The following is a 15906-nucleotide window of genomic DNA, read 5'->3' as shown; positions in this document are numbered from 1 at the left end:
CTTCGGTGTTATCGATATCAACACTGTTTTTTCTTGCAGATGTTGTTTCAGACGGCCTCCGCCCACTTTGGACGACATGCCAATATTTCCCTATAAACCGGACAGGTTTCCACATGCGCGCCGGGTAGGTAGCCGGTACTCATCAGAAATTCGCCGACGATTTCGCCGCCGACAAATTTGAAATGTTTTTTAAACAGCTTCACCCATTCAGCCTTGTCGAGCGGATGGTTCGCATCCAGCCAGTTTTTGAATGAGCCGTATTCTTGCTGTATTTGTTTGATTTGTCGCGCGTTATAAATGGCTGCGTTGATTTTCAGGCGGTTGCGGACGATGCCTGCATCGGCAAGCAGTCGCTCAATATCGGCTTCGTCAAATATGGCGACCGTATCGATGTCAAAACCTTTAAATGACGTCTGAAATGCCTGCCGCTTCTTCAGCATCAACGTCCAGCTCAATCCTGCCTGATTGATTTCCAACACCAGCCGCTCAAACAATTCATTGTCATCCTCAATCGGAAAACCGTATTGCGCGTCGTGATAATGTTTGTTGGGGTTGTCCGTATCGTCAGGAAGCGTGGCGACAAATTCGCAGTAATTCATGTTTGCTGAGGAAAAATTGAAACAAAGGCCGTCTGAAAGCATTTTTCAGACGACCTAAGACCTGCAATATCAAACAGATGAAAAACCTGTTTGAATGTTTGCAAAAATCAAGCTACTTCGCCTGCGTATTGTTCGGCAGTCAGCAGACCGTCGTAATCGGCAGGGTTGGCAGGTTTGATTTTGAAGAACCAGCCTGCGCCGTAAGGGTCGCTGTTGGCAGTTTCCGGAGCGCTTGGCAAATCTTCGTTGACGGCAACGATTTCGCCTGCAATCGGAGCGTACACGTCAGATGCGGCTTTTACAGATTCAACCACACCGGCTTGTTCTTCGGCAGCCAGGTTTGCGCCGACTTCTGGTAGCTCGACGAACACGATGTCGCCCAACAGCTCTTGCGCATGGTGGGTAATGCCGACGGTAACGGTACCGTCGTCTTCAAGGCGCAGCCATTCGTGGCTGGCAACGTATTTCAGTTCGGCTGGGATGTTGTTGCTCATGGTTTGATTCTCCATTGGTTTTGGTTTAAAACGGTTAACTGAAACCACCTATCTTTAATAAGGAATGTATTGCTCACTCAAAGGCTGGATAATTTCAGCTTCAAGAACTAAGCATTTCCTAGATTCTATTATCTGCTCATCCTTGTTCATTTCGCCATAGAATTGAACGGATTTAGGACAAAATATCTTTATATCTCCCAAATTCCATGCCATATATCCATATAAAGCATTCTTTTGATATTTAATTACTGGTTTGAAACACTTATTTCTTTCATTATCAAAATCTATTGCCGACTGATCTGTATATTTAGAAAAATTCTTCTTGATACTTTCCAATGCTTGTTTCGTAATACCATTAATTTCACTATTTTCTTGACTTTTATAATTATTATGCATCAGATACCAAGCTGAATCTTTAGGAAGCTCTACAAATCCAATAGGATACAATAGTCTCTGTGGAAAAGCATCTATAAAGAAAATAATTGAAATCCAATAGAAAAAACAAAAAAATATTGGGAAAACATAATAAATATATTTTTTTGAAACTTTATTCTTTTCATTATTCAAAAAAGTAGTAGCCACGAAAGCATTAATGCCATAAATTATTACAGAAAATATTATAAACCACCATTGCAAATTTTCATACTGAATCCAATATCCTGTAATGGGCAAAATAACAAAAAAGAATACGAAAAATATTAGAAGTGAAACAATTAGAAAATAAAGAAATAAACTCAAAAACGAATATATTGAATATACACCATTAAATCTCTTAATTTTTAATGAATTATCTTTTCTTTTTAGATTTTTTAAATAATTCCCCCGAGAGTAAAACCAAAACATTAAAAATGATACAGCAGGTACAAAAATAGAAGATATAATTATAATGTATTCTACAAGTTCTTTATCATACCGCTCTTTGGACACAAACAAAACAATGTAAACCCATATTAAAAATCCAAGGATTGGAACGATACCAGGTAGTAAAAAAATCAAGTATTCTCTTTTTCGTTTTATTATTACGCCTTCATCATTAGCCACAGCAGATAACTGATACGGAGCAGACAATGCCATGAAAAATACAAAACTGATAAAACCAAATATGACCAATATTGCTATAACGCTATAAGGTTGGCTTATTATATTTGCAAAAATCCCCAATTGATTAATATGAGAAATATATGTATAAACAACTATAAACCCAAATGCGATTCCAAAAATTGTAATTAATTTAAGAGCATTTGAAATGATATTTAAGTTTTTATCTATTTTATCTATATTTATCATTTCAGAAACCTTAATGGAATCCTTCTTCTCGTTTTCAGACGACCTATATTTTCTAAAAAGGTCGTCTGAAATCTTCTGACTATTTTCAATCAAACTGTTTCTGTCCGTTGCGGACAAACGGCAGCTTCAGTACGCGTACGTCCACTTCTTTGCCGCGCATCAGAACTTTGGCGGTATCACCGTCAAAATCTTTCGGTACGCGTGCGATGGCGATGGATTGTTTCAGGCTTGGAGAGAATACGCCGCTGGTGGTTTCGCCTTGGCCTTTATCGGTCAACACTTCCATATGCGCGCGGAGGATGCCGCCTTTTTCGAGCAATAAACCAACCTGTTTCACAGTAACGCCTTTTTCTTTCAATGCCACCAATGCGGCTTTACCGACGAAGTCGCGGCTTTCGTCTTTCAAGTCAACGGTCCAACCCATGCCTGCTTCGAGCGGGCTGGTATTATCGTCCATATCGTTGCCGTAGAGGTTCATACCGGCTTCCATGCGCAGGGTGTCGCGTGCGCCGAGGCCGCAAGGCTGTACGCCTGCTACTTGCAGGGCTTTGAAGAATGCGACGGCTTCAGTGCCCGGCAGAATCACTTCGACGCCGTCTTCGCCGGTATAGCCGGTGCGGGCGACAAACCAATCATTGCCCAAGTCTGCACCTTGGAACGGTTTGAGGCCGTGAATCACGTCCGCCCATTCGGGTTTGACGGTCAGGAGTTTTTCGATGGCTTTCGGGCCTTGTACGGCGAGCATGCCGAGGTCGTAGCGCGGGTTGAAGGCGACGCCGAATTCTTGTCCAACTTTGTGGAACTGGGCGGTGTCTTTTTCGCGGGTCGCGCCGTTGGACACAATGCGGTATTGTGTTTCGGCTTCATTGGTGCGGTAAACGATCAAGTCGTCAATCACGCCGCCGTTGTCGTTGAGTAAAGCGGAATAAAGGGCTTTGCCGACAAAAGCGAGTTTGGCGACATCGTTGGCAATCAATTTGCGGAAAAAGGCTTTGGCATTTGCTCCTGCTACGTCGGTAACAAGCATATGGGATACGTCAAACATACCGGCGTCGGTGCGCACGGCTTCGTGTTCGGCGATTTGTGAACCATAATGGATGGGCAGCTCCCAGCCGGCAAAATCTACCAGCTTCGCGCCTGCATCTTGATGGGCTTGATGAAATGGGGTGGTTTTCAGAGCAGTCATTCTCAAGTTTCTCCGGATTTTTTGTTCAGATGCCGCCCGCGCACCTATGCGCGGATGACCCTATCTGTCCTTGAACCTGAGATTTTCGGCCGTATCCGCATGATGGCAAACCAGTCTGCTCACTGCTTTGCGCGGTTGTCTGAATGGTGGTTCAGACGGCCTTCTCCCCTTCGGTGGACGTTATTCAAACGCCGCTCTCCAGATTGTTTGTTTCAATGTGCAGTCCCTGATACCTGAGCGATTTAAGGGTGTCTGCGCCTTCGGTGGTTACATTGTAGTTGGATGTAACACTCTCCTGCACATTTCCCGATTATGTCTTGAATCGGCGGTTTGGGCAAGTAGCCGACGAATATTTATGATGTGAATATTCGTCTTTTTATTGGGGCGGCAAAACCTGAGCCTTTATAAAATTGTTAGCTATGCGGCAAACGTTTTTGCAAAAGTCTCAGGCCGTCTGAAGCCCTTACCCGTTTTTCCTATATAATTCTGTTTTTTCGATTTATCCGCGCCCATCATGAACCGCCTCAAACGCATTAAAACCATCCTCTGCACGCTCTACCGCTACCGCCTTGCCGAGCTGATTGCCTCGCTGGTCCGTCCGGGTTGGGCGCGGACTTTCCTCAATATGTTGCCGCAGTCGTCCAAGTTCAAACACGAAACGCCTGCCGTGCGCCTGCGTTTGGCTTTGGAAAGCCTGGGGCCGATTTTCATCAAATTCGGACAGGTATTATCGACGCGCCCCGATTTGATTCCGCATGATTACGCGGTCGAACTGGCAAGGCTGCAAGACAAAGTGCCGCCGTTTGACGCGCAGCTTTCGCGCTCGCAAATCGAAAAATCGCTGGGGCAATCCATCGACACTTTATACGCGGAATTTGAAACAGAGCCTGTCGCCAGCGCGTCCATCGCCCAAGTACACAAAGCCCGCCTGCATTCGGGCGAACAGGTCGCAGTGAAAGTCTTACGCCCCAACCTTTTGCCCGTGATTGAACAGGATTTGTCGCTGATGCGCTTTGGTGCAGGCTGGGTGGAACGTTTGTTTCCAGACGGCAAGCGTTTGAAGCCGCGCGAAGTGGTAGCCGAATTTGACAAATACCTGCACGACGAATTGGACTTAATGCGCGAAGCCGCCAATGCCAGCCAGCTTGGACGCAATTTCCAAAACAGCGATATGCTAATTGTGCCGAAGGTGTTTTACGACTACTGCACCAGCGACGTACTGACCATCGAATGGATGGACGGTACACCGGTATCCGATATCGCCAAACTCAAAGCAGACGGCATCGATTTGCACAAACTCGCCGATTACGGCGTGGAAATCTTCTTCACGCAAGTTTTCCGCGACGGCTTTTTCCATGCGGATATGCACCCCGGCAATATTTTGGTCGCCGCCGACAACCGTTACATCGCACTCGATTTCGGCATCGTCGGCACGCTGACCGACTACGACAAACGCTATCTCGCCATCAACTTCCTCGCCTTCTTCAACCGAGATTACCACCGCGTCGCCACCGCCCATATCGAATCGGGCTGGGTACCTGCCGACACGCGTGCGGAAGAATTGGAAGCCGCTGTCCGCGCCGTGTGCGAGCCTGTGTTCAACAAACCGATTTCGCAGATTTCCTTCGGCTTGGTGCTGATGCGCCTGTTTGAAGTCAGCCGCCGCTTCAATGTCGAAATCCAACCGCAGTTGGTATTGCTGCAAAAAACGCTGCTCAACATCGAAGGCTTGGGCCGCCAGCTTGATCCCGATTTGGACTTGTGGAAAACCGCCAAACCGTTTTTGGTGCGTTGGATGAACGAACAGGTCGGCCCCAAAGCCCTTTGGCGCAACCTCAAAAACGAAGCTCCCGACTGGGCCCAAATCATCCCTTCCCTGCCGCGCAAAATCAGTGCGCTGGTTGATGAGAACCGCCAGCAGGAAATGCGCGATGCCTATGTTCACTTGGTCAAAGTACAGCAACGCCAAAGCCTGTGGCTGGGTGTGATTGCAGTTGTTTTGCTGCTGATTTTGCTGTTTAAGTAAACCGCAATACAACGTTAAACGACATATAAAAGGCCGTCTGAAATCAATTTTCAGACGGCCTTTTATATGCCGACCTATTCTTTTTTCTCGTGCTGAACATATCCGCTTTCAGCTTCGATATGTCGTCTGAAGCGCAAACCTGCAGCGTGGTAAAACGGATGCGGCGAGAATTGGCGCGAGACTTGCGAAGCGAAGATGCACGTCAGCAGCATCCAAAACAGTAAATTCTGTCCGCCCGTCATTTCCATTACCACCACGGCGGCGGTCAACGGCGATTGGGTCGCGGCGGCAAGGAACGCGGCCATGCAGAGCAAAACCGCGACATTGGACGCGTCGCCCAGTTGCGCGAAAGAGGCCATGTGTTCACCTATCATCGCGCCGATGGTTAACGACGGCGTGAAGATGCCGCCGGGAATGCCTGCCCAATAGCTGAACACGGTTGCCGCCCATTTTGCGACTGCCAAGCCGAACGGCGCTTCATACGTGCCTTTGAGTGCGGCTGCGGCTTCGTGATAGCCCGTGCCATAGGTTTTACCTTGATAAAACGTGCCGAGCAATGCCAGAAAAATACCCATTGCAAAGGCGACCACCAACAAATGGCGGCGGATGAAACTGCGCCAGCGTACCGGTGCGAATACCGCCGCTCCGCGATACAAAAAGCTGCCGAACAATCCACCGGCCACGCCGCAGACTATGCCCGACACCGCGGCCCACATCAGCATGTTTGGCAGCTCATGCCCTTGAAAACCTGAGAAATACGGGTTATTGCCCTGTATCGCCACTTGAATGAAACCGGCCGCCAACACGCCCATCAGGATTTGACGTTCCCAACGTAAAAGCACGCCACGCCCCAATTCTTCGATGGCAAACACCACGCCGGCCAAAGGCGCGTTAAACGCCGCCGCCAAACCGCCGGCCGCACCTGCGGCAATCAAATCGTTTTCCTGCATACCCCTAAACGCCAGCCCGTGCTTTTTACACCACGCGCCCCAAGCGTTCATTACCGCCGCGCCCACTTGCACAGACGGCCCTTCCCTGCCGACAGACGCGCCCAACAGCATGGCGCAAAACGTCAGCGGAATTTTGAAAAAGGTTTCGCCCAAACGAATCAAACGGGTTTTCTGCGCACCATAAGGCAAAGACAAAGAGGCGATGACCTGCGGAATACCGCTGCCGGAAGTGTACGGCGCAAATCTGCGCGTAAACCACGCCAAAAGAGGCAAACCCAGCGGCAAAGCCACCCACGCAAACCACGGATATTTCCCCACCAGCAAAGCGTTCCATTCCAAAGCCAAATCCGCCAAGTACGCAAACATCAAAGCCGTCAGGGCAACCAGTGCCGAGCCTGCCAGCAAAAACAGAAAGGCAATGCTCTTTTTCGACAGGCGTTTGGTTTGGCGGATTTTGTGGGCGAGACGCGCTGCCCAAGTTTGGGGAAATTTCATCATAAACACGCAGTCAATGTGTTCAGACGGCCTTGATACTTTTCTCAAAGGCCGTCTGAAAATAAGGATAAAGGTTTTTAAGAACGGTAATCCGCGTTAATCGACACATACTCGTGCGACAAATCGCAGGTATAGACGGCTGCCGTCGTATCGCCGCGTTGCAAGTCGATGCGGACGGTGATTTCCGGACGGTTCATCACGGCTTGTCCGGCCTCTTCGGTATAGCTTTCCGCGCGGCCGCCATTTTCGGCAACCAACACGTCATCCAGCCACATTTTCAAAGCATCGACGTCCAAGTCTTCAATACCGGCATAGCCGACGGCTGCCAACAGACGGCCCAAGTTCGGGTCGGAGGCAAAGAAAGCGGTTTTCACCAAAGGCGAATGGGCGACGGCATAAGCCACTTTTCGCGCCTCTTCGCGGGTTTTCGCGTTTTGCACTTCAACCGTGATGAACTTGGTCGCACCCTCGCCATCACGGACAATCGCCTGTGCCAACTCCAAAGCCAGCGAACCAAGCAAGGCTTTGAGCTGCGCATAGCGCGGATCGGCGGTATTGTCGATTTCGCTCTGACCGCAACGGCCTGTCGCCATAATGACAAAGCTGTCGTTGGTACTGGTATCGCCGTCCACGGTAATCGTATTGAAACTTTCATCTGCGATTTCTTGGGTCATCAGCTGCAAAATCGGTTGGGACACTTTGGCATCAGTGGCGATAAACGACAACATGGTCGCCATATTCGGATGAATCATGCCCGAACCTTTGGCGATACCGGTAGCGCGGACTGTGTGTTTCTCGCCGACCAAGCCTGTGCGTGAAGCGGCTTTCGGTACAGTATCTGTCGTCATGATGGCACGCGCCGCGTCCGACCAGAATGCAGGGCGTACTTGCGGCAAAGCGGCCACGATTTTATCCACAGGCAGCGGCTCCAAAATCACGCCGGTCGAAAACGGCATAATCTGATTGGATTGGCAGCCGACCTGTTCTGCCACCGCCGCACACACTTTAATCGCGTCCAGACGGCCTTGTGCGCCGGTACCCGCATTGGCATTGCCCGTATTGATGACTAAGGCACACACGCCGTCTTGATCAAACAGATGCGACTTGGCGATATGCACCGGCGCGGCGCAGAAACGGTTTTGCGTAAACACCGCGCCCACCGTATGTCCGCCGCCCAACACCATCAGCGTCAAATCGTCGCGGTCTTGTTGCTTGATGCCGGCACGACCTGTAAACAGACGGATGCCGTCGATTTCCAACAATTCGTCTGCACGTTTTTCAGTCAAATTTACAGCCATATCATTTTCTCCTGTTTACACTATTTTCAGACGGCCTAAACGCTATACGCCCAATAAGGGAATCAAAATAGGCACCAATATCGCCGTCAACACGCCGTTGAGCGTCAAGCCCAAGCCGGCATATGCGGCCATACGGCGGCCGTATTCCAATGACGCCGCAATACCCATCGCATGCGAGGCCGTACCCAAAGACATTCCCACTGAAGAAGGCATATACAACGTCCCTTTCAACACTTTATATCCGGCCATCTGTCCAAAAAGCCCGGCAATAATCACCGTTGCCGCCGTAATCGCCGGAATACCGCCGATAGACGCCGTGATTTCGATCGCAATCGGGTTGGTCACGGATTTGGAAGCCAGCGACAAAATCACTTCGCGCGAAGCGCCCAGCCATTTGGCAAAATACACGCCCGTAACAATGCCTGTCACGCTGCCCACCAACTGCGACAACACCACCGGCAACCACTGGCTACGGATACGGTCCCAATTGCGATAAAGCGGCACCGCCAGCAACACGACTGCCGGTTTCAACCAAAAATCAATAAAGTGAGAAGCAGAATGGTACAGCTCGTAATCGATGGCAAATACCTTCAAATAACCCATCAACACCAGCGTACTGATCAATACCGGATTACACAGCACATTCCCCGTGCGCGCCCGAATCTGCACTGCCAAAGCATATACGGCCAAAGTCAGGAACAGCATGACCGAGGGCATGCGCAACAGCCCGTCTATATTTATCACATCCGCCTCCTGACCCACTCATGCACTTTGCCGGTCACCAACAATACGCAGATCGTACTGCCGATTGTGGCCGTCAAAATCGAAAGCCAGTCGTTTGCAATCACATCCAAATAGCTGATGACGGCCACGCAAGGCGGCACCAAAAACAAAGTCAGGTTTGCCATCAAAATGTCTGCCAGCTCTCCCACCCAAGACAATTTGACCCAGCCGGCCTGAAGCGCGACAAACAGCAAACCCATGCCGACAATACTGCCCGGCAGTTTCAACCCCAAAATCCAAACGGTTGCCTCGCCCAAAGCCAAGCAACCCAATACCACCAATAAGGCACGAATAATATTCATTAAGCCGGTTTCTCCTTATCCTTTTTCAGACGGCCTCAAAAAATTTATTAATCATTGAATCATATCGTGCCACAGGCCGTCTGAAAAGGGAAGAAACGCCTTCCTTCAAGTTTAATGAAAGATAAGTATGATTACTCTAGCGGATTGGCTTAGGCAATATTGAAACCCCTACCCTGCTTTTTGTCTTTAACGGCCGCCGCAAACCGGGCATTCGGGATTGTGTCTCACCCCGTATTGCTGCCATTTTCCGCTCAACGCGTTGTAGGTAGAAAGTTTGCCGTGCGACGGCGTACCGATACCGATCAGCACTTTGAGCGCTTCGACGGCTTGGGTCGTTCCGATAACACCGACCAATGGCGAAAAAACGCCGAACAATGCACAAGCACCGTCGCTGGCTTGTTCGCCGTCAAACAAGCAGGCATAGCAGGGCGTATCGGGAAGATCGGGACGGTACACGGCGATTTGTCCGTCAAAGCCGACGGCCGCTGCGGAAATCAAAGGCGTGCGCGTGGCAACGGCGGCGCGGTTGACCGCTTGGCGTGTGGGATAATTGTCGGAACAATCAAGAATGATGTCGGTGGCGTTTGCCAATTCGACAAGCCTGGCCTCATCGAGAAATTCGGCAATGGCTGTAATGTGTGTTTGGCTGTTGATCTGTTTCAGACGGCCTTGCATGACCAAAGCCTTGTTTTTGCCGATGTCGGCTTCGGTAAACGTGATTTGGCGTTGAAGGTTGGTCTCGTCGATGGTATCGGCATCGGCAATTGTCAGGCTGCCGATACCGGCGGCGGCAAGATACGGCAAGGCCGCCGCACCCAGCCCGCCGCAACCGACAACAAGCACATGGGTGGCCAAAAGTTTTTCTTGGCCTTCGATACCGATTTCGTCAAGCAGGATATGGCGGCTGAACCGCAAAAGTTGTTGATCGTTCATCATAATAATAAGGCCGTCTGAAACCCAATGTTCAGACGGCCTGAATGGTTTAGAAATTAATATTTTCGTATGCGTTGTCAAACAGGAAAGGACGGCCTTCGCTGCTGGTTTCGGATTCGAGGCGGATGCCGCTGAGCATCATATTGCGGTCAACGTCTTTCATCATGTCGTAAACGCTCAAGAGCGCCAAATTGAGACCGGTCAGGGCTTCGGTGGCAATGCTGCCGTTGCTGTGCGCTTGGACGGTCAGCGTGGCCTTCAGGCAGGCCAACTCAACGTTAATATCGAAATCAACCTGCACGCCGATGATGCGGCCGGGCAGGTGCAGCGGAATCAGGTTGGAGGTCTGTTTGATGCTCTGAATGGCGGCAACGCGGGCGATGGTCAGGATACTTGCCTTTTCGGTGGCATTCTCTATCAACACCCGTATCGCCTGCTGGCTCATGTTGACAGTGCCGACGGCGACGGCGGTGTGTTGCTCAGGAAAATCAGGCTGGTTGGGAAATTCAATCATGGGTTTCTCGCCTCTGTTTTGATGGGCAATATTTTACGGCATTTTACAGACAGCGACCACGCGGCGGATACGGACGGCTGTTTTCCGGTTTGAAATGTATCGGACGGCAGCATTGGCAGTTTACAAAAATTTGCTATACAATGGATTCGGGACAAACCCAAATTAACATTTAAACAAGAGAAAAATCATGCAACTGCATATCTTAAACAATCCCAAAGATGCCGCTCTGGCGGCGGATGCGGAATTTTTAAAACAGTCTCTTTTCAATCTGCTGCATGAGGAAGCGTCGCCTTTGGTGGTCGAAACCGTTAAGTTATTATCGACTTCAGACGACAGCGCTGCCTTGATTGAGAAGGTGTTGCCGCAATTGGACGAACAACAAACCCACGATTTAACCTTAGCCTGCGGCCTGTTCGCGCAGATTTTGAACATCGCCGAAGACGTACACCACGAACGCCGCCGCCAAATCCACGAAGAGGCCGGACACAACAGTGCCGAAGGCAGCCTGACGGAAACCGTGCGCAAGCTCAAAGCCGGAAAAGTCAACGGCAAAGCGTTGCAACAACAACTGGACAATACAGTCGTTACCGCCGTTTTGACCGCGCACCCGACCGAGGTGCAACGCCAAACCGTCTTGAGCTTCAACCGCCGTATCCGCGCGCTGCTCCCGCAACGCGAACGCTGCACTAATCCTGATGCACTGGCTCAGTTGCGCCGCGAAATCGACACCGTGCTTTTGGGCTTGTGGCAGACCAGCGAAACACGCCGCCACAAACTCAGCGTCAACGACGAGATCAACAACGGTGTATCCATCTTCCCGATGAGCTTCTTTGAAGCCCTGCCCAAACTCTACCGCACAATGGAACGTGATTTTCAGACGGCCTATCCCGGCGTCCGCGTTCCGAATATCCTTAAAATCGGCGGCTGGATCGGCGGCGACCGCGACGGCAACCCGTTCGTTTCTGCCGAAACCTTGCGTTTTGCGTTCAGACGGCATGCCGACGCAGTGTTCCGTTTCTATCGCGGCGAACTCGACAAACTTTACCGCGAATTGCCGCTCTCCATCCGCCGCGTCAAAGTCAACGACGACGTGATGGCACTGGCCGCCCTCTCGCCTGACGAAGAAATCGCCCGCACCGAAGAACCCTACCGCCGTGCCATCGCCTACATCATGGCACGCGCCATGGGCAAAGCACGCTCACTCGGTTTGGGCATGGGCTGCAAATTCGGCTTCCTCGAGCCTTATGCCACGGTCGAAGAGTTCCTCAACGACCTGAAAAAACTGCAACGCTCGCTCCACGAGAACGGCAGCCAACTGCTGGCAGAAGGCCGTCTGTCCGACATTATCCGCAGCGTGTCCGTGTTCGGCTTCCACATGATGCCGCTCGACCTGCGCCAACACGCAGGCAAACACGCCGATGTGGTTGCCGAGCTTTTCCAACACGCAGGCTTGGAAGACTACAACAGCCTGAACGAAGAGCAAAAACAAGCCGCCCTGTTGCGCGAATTGAGCCATCAACGTCCGCTGTACAGCCCGTTCATCACATACAGCGACCATACTCGTCACGAACTGGCAATTTTCAACGAAGCGCGCATAATCAAAGACGAATTCGGCGAAGATGCCGTCACACAAAGCATTATTTCCAACTGCGAACAACCCAGCGACCTGCTCGCCTTGGCATTGCTGCTGAAAGAAAGCGGCCTGTTGGTGGTGGAAAACGGCAAACCGCACAGCCGCATCAATATCGTGCCTCTGTTTGAAACCATCGAAGCGCTCGAAAACGCCTGTCCGGTCATGGAAACCATGTTCCGCCTCGACTGGTATGACACCCTGCTCGAAAGCCGCGGCAACATCCAAGAAATCATGCTGGGCTACTCCGACTCCAACAAAGACGGCGGCTACGTTACCAGCTCATGGTGTCTGTATCAGGCAGAGTTGGGCTTGGTCGAACTCTTCAAAAAATACGATGTCCGCATGCGCCTGTTCCACGGCCGCGGCGGCAGCGTAGGTCGCGGCGGCGGCCCTTCTTACCAAGCCATTTTGGCGCAACCTGCAGGCAGCGTTGCCGGACAAATCCGCATTACCGAGCAAGGCGAAGTCATTACCGCCAAATACGCCGACCCGGGCAATGCCCAACGCAACTTGGAAACCTTGGTTGCCGCGACTTTGGAAGCCAGCATCCTGCCGGATAAAAAAGACCCTGATGCCAAACTGATGCAGGATTTGTCGGACGTATCGTTCAAATACTACCGCGAACTGATTACCCACCCCGACTTCATCGACTACTTCCTGCAAACCAGCCCGATTCAGGAAATCGCCACCCTCAACCTCGGCAGCCGCCCCGCCAGCCGCAAAACCTTGGCGCGGATTCAAGACTTGCGTGCAATTCCGTGGGTATTCTCATGGATGCAAAACCGCCTCATGCTGCCGGCTTGGTACGGTTTCGGCAGCGCAGTGGAAACCTTGTGCGAAGGCAATCCCGACACACTGGCCGCCCTGCGCGAACACGCCCAAAGCAACCCGTTCTTCCAAGCCATGCTCTCCAATATGGAGCAAGTAATGGCAAAAACCGACATCACCTTGGCGGAAAACTATGCCGGCTTGAGCGAATCGCCCGATAAAGCAAAAGTCATCTTCGGCATGATTAAGGAAGAATACCAACGCAGCCGCAAAGCACTGCTCGACCTGCTGCAAACCGAAGAGCTCCTGCGCGACAACCGCAGCCTCGCCCGTTCGCTTGCCTTGAGGATTCCATACCTGAACGCCCTCAACGGCCTGCAAGTCGCCATGCTCAAACGCCTACGCAAAGAGCCCGACAATCCGCACGCCCTGCTGATGGTTCACTTGACCATCAACGGCGTAGCTCAAGGTTTGCGTAATACCGGTTAAGGCAGCACGGAAAAAAGGCCGTCTGAAACAGTTTTTCAGACGGCCTTTAAACTAACTGCGAACCGTGGCAAAGACTTTACCCACGAAACCCCATACCGTTTTTCAACCTGCTTACTCCTTTTCCCCTCTATTCATTTAACTTGCCCTGTATTTCAAACCATTACGGGCAACAGCAGATAATACACTGAAAAATCAAATTATTAACTTAATTATGGCAACCACTTCAGCATGATGGATGGTCGGCCTACTGACATACCTTACCGCGGCACTACCTCATATCGCCGCACAATAAGCTTTCAGACAACCCCGAGGCCGTCTGAAAAACGAAAACACCTTACGCCAAGGCAACTATCATTATGTTTGACATTGTATTTATCTTGTTATTCGGCAGGCTTCAACCCCACAAAACACCCGATTCATCCGATACGCCCGTCCCTTTTTGGCATTCGGCGGTAGGCTCGGCTTTAATTTATTTATGCATACGCATAGGGACAATCATCCTTCATGATTCGATTTCTGAAGCCATTGACAGCCTCCCCCTCATTCTTTTTCAAACAATCTGCATGTTCGGCTGTCTGGTTTTGTATTTTAAAATGTTGCGTACCGCATCCGACCCGAAATACCGTCAGATGATTTATTGGGTACTGGGCATTCTTTCAGGTTTGATCTTAAGCATCCTGTCCGAAAAATTGTTTTATTTAACAGTTTTATTCATTTACTCATTCTTCGGAAGAACAATAAGCTGAATGCCATCCCTCTTTTTTCAGACGGCCTTTTATTATAAGAACACACCAGCATTGCGGCTGTTTTGAGTACCTCCACAATATGCTATAATCCGCCGTTAAACTTTTATCTTTTCAGGAAAAACCATGAGCTTGAAATGCGGCATCGTCGGTTTGCCCAACGTCGGCAAATCCACCCTCTTTAACGCGCTGACCCAATCGGGTATCGAAGCGGCAAACTATCCTTTCTGTACCATCGAACCCAACGTCGGTATCGTTGAAGTCCCCGATCCGCGTATGGCCGAATTGGCAAAAATCGTCAATCCGCAAAAAATGCAGCCTGCCATCGTCGAATTTGTCGATATCGCCGGTTTGGTTGCAGGTGCGAGCAAAGGCGAAGGCTTAGGCAACCAGTTCCTCGCCAACATCCGCGAGACTGACGCGATTGTTAACGTTGTACGTTGCTTTGACGACGACAACATCGTTCACGTTGCAGGCAAAGTCGATCCGATTGCCGACATCGAAACCATCGGCACCGAGTTGGCACTGGCCGACTTGGCCAGCGTCGAAAAAGCCATCGTCCGCGAAGAAAAACGCGCACGTTCAGGCGATAAAGACGCGCAAAAACTGGTCGAACTGTGCAAAAAACTGCTGCCGCATCTGGACGAAGGCAAACCTGTACGCTCCTTCGGCTTAGACGCAGAAGAACTTGCCATGCTCAAACCGCTGTTCCTACTCACCGCCAAACCCGCCATGTATGTCGGCAACGTTGCTGAAGACGGTTTTGAAAACAATCCGCACCTTGACCGCCTGAAAGAATTGGCTGCAAAAGAAAACGCCCCCGTCGTTGCCGTTTGCGCTGCAATGGAAAGCGAAATCGCCGAATTGGAAGACGACGAAAAAGCCGAATTCCTCGCTGAAATGGGCTTGGAAGAACCGGGCTTGAACCGCCTGATTCGTGCCGGCTACGACCTCTTGGGCCTGCAAACCTACTTTACCGCCGGTATCAAAGAAGTCCGCGCTTGGACCATCCACAAAGGCGACACTGCGCCACAAGCCGCCGGCGTGATTCACACCGACTTTGAGCGCGGCTTCATCCGTGCCCAAGTTATCGCCTACGAAGACTTCATCTCTTTAGGCGGCGAAGCCAAAGCCAAAGAAGCAGGCAAAATGCGTGTGGAAGGCAAAGAATACGTCGTACAAGACGGCGATGTGATGCACTTCTTGTTTAACGTATAAACCCGGTAAAACGCTTTTTCAGACGACCTTTTCTAAGATTAAGGCCGTCTGAATTTATTTTCAGACGGCCTCACGTCTTGAAATATCAACAAAACAAGACATCATCTCCATAATAAATGCGGCATGGCCCGTAATTTTTCTCTCTTAAAATCTCCCGAGACCTTTGCAAAATTCCCCAAAATCCCCTA

14 protein-coding genes and 1 riboswitch are annotated in these 15906 nt (G+C 50.6%); of the genes, 4 read left to right on the top strand and 10 right to left on the bottom strand.

Annotated elements, in window-relative coordinates; all coding sequences use genetic code 11:
• Positions 1-47 precede the first annotated feature (47 nt).
• The 4 genes from HMPREF2608_RS06805 to gcvT form a co-directional block, all read right to left on the bottom strand.
• On the bottom strand, positions 48-599 hold the full coding sequence (locus tag HMPREF2608_RS06805) for a DNA-3-methyladenine glycosylase I (RefSeq protein ID WP_070826423.1): 552 nt from the start codon (positions 597-599) through the stop codon (positions 48-50).
• A gap of 107 nt (positions 600-706) precedes the next feature.
• Complete coding sequence (gcvH, locus tag HMPREF2608_RS06800; RefSeq protein WP_141761473.1) at positions 707-1093, bottom strand: glycine cleavage system protein GcvH; 387 nt, start codon at positions 1091-1093, stop codon at positions 707-709.
• 54 nt (positions 1094-1147) lie between these two features.
• Positions 1148-2473 (bottom strand): hypothetical protein, encoded by a 1326-nt coding sequence (locus HMPREF2608_RS06795; protein ID WP_070826421.1) that lies wholly within the window; start codon positions 2471-2473, stop codon positions 1148-1150.
• Positions 2466-3566 carry a glycine cleavage system aminomethyltransferase GcvT gene (gcvT, locus tag HMPREF2608_RS06790; RefSeq protein WP_070826420.1) on the bottom strand — a complete coding sequence of 367 codons (1101 nt, stop codon included), beginning with the start codon at positions 3564-3566 and terminating at the stop codon, positions 2466-2468. Before gcvT ends, HMPREF2608_RS06795 begins: the two co-directional genes overlap by 8 nt.
• 210 nt (positions 3567-3776) lie before the next feature.
• A riboswitch (glycine riboswitch) is annotated at positions 3777-3874 on the bottom strand.
• Positions 3875-4080: 206 nt separating this feature from the next.
• Between gcvT and ubiB the strand changes: the two genes are divergently transcribed.
• Positions 4081-5592 carry a ubiquinone biosynthesis regulatory protein kinase UbiB gene (ubiB, locus tag HMPREF2608_RS06785; protein WP_070826419.1) on the top strand — a complete coding sequence of 504 codons (1512 nt, stop codon included), beginning with the start codon at positions 4081-4083 and terminating at the stop codon, positions 5590-5592.
• Between the two features lie 74 nt (positions 5593-5666).
• Here the strand turns inward: ubiB and HMPREF2608_RS06780 are convergent, their stop codons facing one another.
• From HMPREF2608_RS06780 to HMPREF2608_RS06755, 6 genes are all read right to left on the bottom strand, one after another.
• Positions 5667-7037 carry a chloride channel protein gene (locus HMPREF2608_RS06780; protein ID WP_141761475.1) on the bottom strand — a complete coding sequence of 457 codons (1371 nt, stop codon included), beginning with the start codon at positions 7035-7037 and terminating at the stop codon, positions 5667-5669.
• Positions 7038-7114: 77 nt separating this feature from the next.
• Entirely contained in the window at positions 7115-8335 is a 1221-nt protein-coding gene (gene argJ, locus HMPREF2608_RS06775) for a bifunctional glutamate N-acetyltransferase/amino-acid acetyltransferase ArgJ (protein ID WP_070826417.1), read from the bottom strand.
• Between the two features lie 42 nt (positions 8336-8377).
• Entirely contained in the window at positions 8378-9070 is a 693-nt protein-coding gene (locus tag HMPREF2608_RS06770) for an LrgB family protein (protein ID WP_141761474.1), read from the bottom strand.
• 5 nt (positions 9071-9075) lie between these two features.
• On the bottom strand, positions 9076-9420 hold the full coding sequence (locus HMPREF2608_RS06765) for a CidA/LrgA family protein (protein ID WP_070826415.1): 345 nt from the start codon (positions 9418-9420) through the stop codon (positions 9076-9078).
• Between the two features lie 186 nt (positions 9421-9606).
• Positions 9607-10353: a HesA/MoeB/ThiF family protein gene (locus HMPREF2608_RS06760; protein ID WP_210402776.1), complete on the bottom strand. Its 747-nt coding sequence runs from the start codon at positions 10351-10353 to the stop codon at positions 9607-9609.
• Positions 10354-10402: 49 nt separating this feature from the next.
• Positions 10403-10867, bottom strand: coding sequence for a cyclic pyranopterin monophosphate synthase MoaC (locus HMPREF2608_RS06755; protein WP_049336400.1), 465 nt, complete (start codon positions 10865-10867; stop codon positions 10403-10405).
• A gap of 187 nt (positions 10868-11054) precedes the next feature.
• Here HMPREF2608_RS06755 and ppc point away from each other — a divergent pair, with 187 nt between their 5' ends.
• The 3 genes from ppc to ychF all read left to right on the top strand — a co-directional run bounded on the left by ppc (position 11055) and on the right by ychF (position 15718).
• The gene (gene ppc, locus HMPREF2608_RS06750; protein ID WP_070826413.1) at positions 11055-13757 is read left to right on the top strand and encodes a phosphoenolpyruvate carboxylase; all 2703 of its coding nucleotides are present in this window, start codon (positions 11055-11057) and stop codon (positions 13755-13757) included.
• A gap of 356 nt (positions 13758-14113) precedes the next feature.
• Complete coding sequence (locus HMPREF2608_RS06745; RefSeq protein ID WP_070826412.1) at positions 14114-14503, top strand: hypothetical protein; 390 nt, start codon at positions 14114-14116, stop codon at positions 14501-14503.
• 123 nt (positions 14504-14626) lie between these two features.
• Complete coding sequence (gene ychF / locus HMPREF2608_RS06740) at positions 14627-15718, top strand: redox-regulated ATPase YchF (protein ID WP_070826411.1); 1092 nt, start codon at positions 14627-14629, stop codon at positions 15716-15718.
• The last annotated feature ends 188 nt before the right edge of the window (positions 15719-15906 follow it).

The sequence above is a fragment of the Neisseria sp. HMSC064D07 genome (genome assembly GCF_001837185.1).
Taxonomy (GTDB): Bacteria; Pseudomonadota; Gammaproteobacteria; order Burkholderiales; family Neisseriaceae; genus Neisseria; species Neisseria flavescens_C.
Note: the sequence above shows the minus strand (reverse complement) of the source record. Positions and strands in the feature narration are given on the sequence as shown.